This is a genomic window from Streptomyces sp. NPDC049597 (assembly GCF_040675505.1).
Taxonomy (GTDB): domain Bacteria; phylum Actinomycetota; class Actinomycetes; order Streptomycetales; family Streptomycetaceae; genus Streptomyces.
In genome coordinates this window covers 1-2,489 of sequence record NZ_JBFAOY010000075.1, presented here as the reverse complement: position 1 = coordinate 2,489, position 2,489 = coordinate 1, and the positions used below count along the sequence as shown (strand labels likewise).

Annotated in this window: 2 protein-coding genes and 1 pseudogene; 2 read left to right on the top strand and 1 reads right to left on the bottom strand. The window is 66.4% G+C overall.

Features of this window, described 5'->3' with window-relative positions; genetic code table 11:
* Positions 1–1,252: WD40 repeat domain-containing protein (locus AB0K02_RS33960; RefSeq protein WP_365996459.1), on the top strand; the 1,252-nt coding region annotated here is incomplete at its 5' end.
* A 139-nt stretch (positions 1,253–1,391) separates the two neighbouring features.
* On the top strand, positions 1,392–1,862 hold the full coding sequence (locus AB0K02_RS33955; protein ID WP_365996460.1) for a hypothetical protein: 471 nt from the start codon (positions 1,392–1,394) through the stop codon (positions 1,860–1,862).
* A 73-nt stretch (positions 1,863–1,935) separates the two neighbouring features.
* On the opposite strand, the pseudogene AB0K02_RS33950 reads toward AB0K02_RS33955, so the two are convergent.
* A pseudogene (locus AB0K02_RS33950) lies at positions 1,936–2,213 on the bottom strand (IS1380 family transposase); the annotation flags it as partial.
* Positions 2,214–2,489: the final 276 nt, after the last annotated feature.

Genomic DNA, 2,489 nt, shown 5'->3' with positions numbered 1-2,489 from the left:
CACAGCCATGGCTGACGGCCGTCCGGTCGCTGTTACCGGCAGCGCGGACGAGACGGTGCGGGTGTGGGATCTGACCACCGGCAGGCAAATCGGCGTACCTCTGACCGGCCACACCGGTTCCGTGGGCGCGGTGGCCACAGCCATGGCTGACGGCCGTCCGGTCGCTGTTACCGGCAGCGCGGACGAGACGGTGCGGGTGTGGGATCTGACCACCGGCAGGCAAATCGGCGAACCTCTGACCGGCCACACCGACGTGGTGTTCGCCGTGGCGACGGCCACCGTGAACGACCGTCCGGTCGCTGTCACCGCCTGCCTGGATGGCGGGGTGCGAGTGTGGGACATCACCGCGGGATCCATGACGCCCGCCCCTCAGACACGCCACGACGGTGAGCTGACGGCGGCGGCAACGACGATCGTGGATGGTCGCCAAGTGGCTGTCACCGGCAGCTCGGACGGCGCGGTGCGAGTGTGGGACCTGGCCACTGGCACGCAGATCGTTGAGCTGACCGGCCACACCGGCCCTGTGACCGCAGTGGCCACATGGGATGGCCTCCCCCTCGTTGTTACCGGAAGTTGGGATGGCACGGTGAGGGCGTGGGACATGAATACCGGCTCCCCGGCTGGTGAACCCACAGCCCTCCCGGACGGCTGCATTCTTGCAATAGCGGTGACGTCCGTGGAGGGCACGCCGACCCTGGTCACCGGGGCCGAGAACGGCATTGTGCAGATAATGAAGCCGGGTGGTGGGCCGCCCCTGTCCGGACACACCAACCAAGTGTGGGCAGTGGCGACTGCTGTGGTGCATGGCCGCCCGATCGCCGTTACCGGCAGCCATGATGCCACCGTACGTGTGTGGGATCTGGCCACGGCTTGCCCGATGGGCGAGCTGGCTGGCAACACTGGTCCGGTATCAGCGGTGGCAACAGCAGTGGTCGATGGCCACCCGGTCGTGGTAGCCGGCGACGCCAACGGGACGGTGCACGTATGGGACCTGAACACCGGTGATCAGATCGGTGAGCTGACCGGCCACGAGAGCAATGTCTTGGATGTGACGACCGGGGAACTGAACGGGCGCACGGTCGCCGTGACTGGCAGCTTGGACTATACGGTTCGGGTTTGGGATCTGACCTCTGGTCAGCAGATAGGGCCGGAATTGTGGTTCCCGTCGGTCGTGAGCGCAGTGGCACTGACATCGAATGGACAGCTGGTGGTGGGCTTTGGCTGGGACGTCGCGGTGCTGGCCCACCGCTGACCGGGGCTGGCGCGGTATGCACTGGGTTGTCTGCCATGCGGAGGCCGGTGCCCGGGGGCGGGAGAACGCCTCGACATAGGCGTCGACCCGCGTCGGGTGTCAGAGGGTCGTGGAAAACTGTTGCGAGTCAGGAGCCGACATGGCGCGTGATTACCGAGTGAAGATACGCGGCGAGGACCGCGACTTCCGGTTCAGCGTGAGCGAGGAATCGGGATACGGAACAATGCTCTTCGGGCTCTTCGCCTTCGCGTTCCCAGCGGCGGCTCTCATGCTTCCCGGGCTCGTGTGGGCGGTTCCCATCAAGAAGTCCGCCGATATGGCCGACACGCTGGCGGATACAGCCAGGATCACGGGCTTGTCCTACGGCGCCGCTCTGGTGCTGGACCTGATTGCCGCACGCGGCGGCGGCTTCGTGTGGTGGAGCAAGCTGGCACGGCCAGCGGTACTGACAGGGCTCAGCTTTCTCGTGGGTCTCCTGGTGTACCGGTTCGTGGGTCCGCACTTCCTCGGGTCGGACGAGTCGAACTGGCTGGATGCGCACATGATCGCGGTCTACCTGCTGACAGCGTTCTGGTATCTCGGGGTGCGTGTTGTTGCTGAAGACGCCTGAACATCGTCGAATCGGCGGCGATGACGGTGCACAGGCCGACGGCTCCGTCGCCGGCCGCCGGGGTGGGCGCTCCTTTGCGGACGATCAGCCGCATCCTCTTCGGCCACCCCCTCAGGCGATCGCTGCCGATCCCGGCCACTGAGGTGCCGTTGCGGACTTCGCCGCCAGGCTCGACGGCCGGGCCAGGCCGATGCCGGGACCTGGAGTACAGCCTGGTGGACGGCGTCGGCAATAGATGCCGACCGAGTACGACAGCCATAGGACCCGCGCCGCGACCCAGTTGACGAACTCGTGGGTGCCGCCTACGGAATCGGTGCGGACCAGTGTGCGGCGACGCCCCCGCCGGAACCTCGGGCAACTGGGCCGCGGGGACAGCCAGGCGGCGGTGATGTCGGCGGACTGCCCGCGTTCCCCTGCGGTGCTGCACCGGGAAGGACGGCAGCGCCGTGGTCTTCCACCTCTACCCGTCGCCCTCGTCACGCTCCGCATGCTCATCCGACGTCTCAAGTGATCCATCTGACGGTCCGTCCTAACTGATCGTTTCAGAATGAAGTTCGTTGTGGGGCTTGGCAGTTGCGTGTTGAGTCGGCAGGATCTGTGGGGTGTCTGCTGATCTTGTGCCTGATG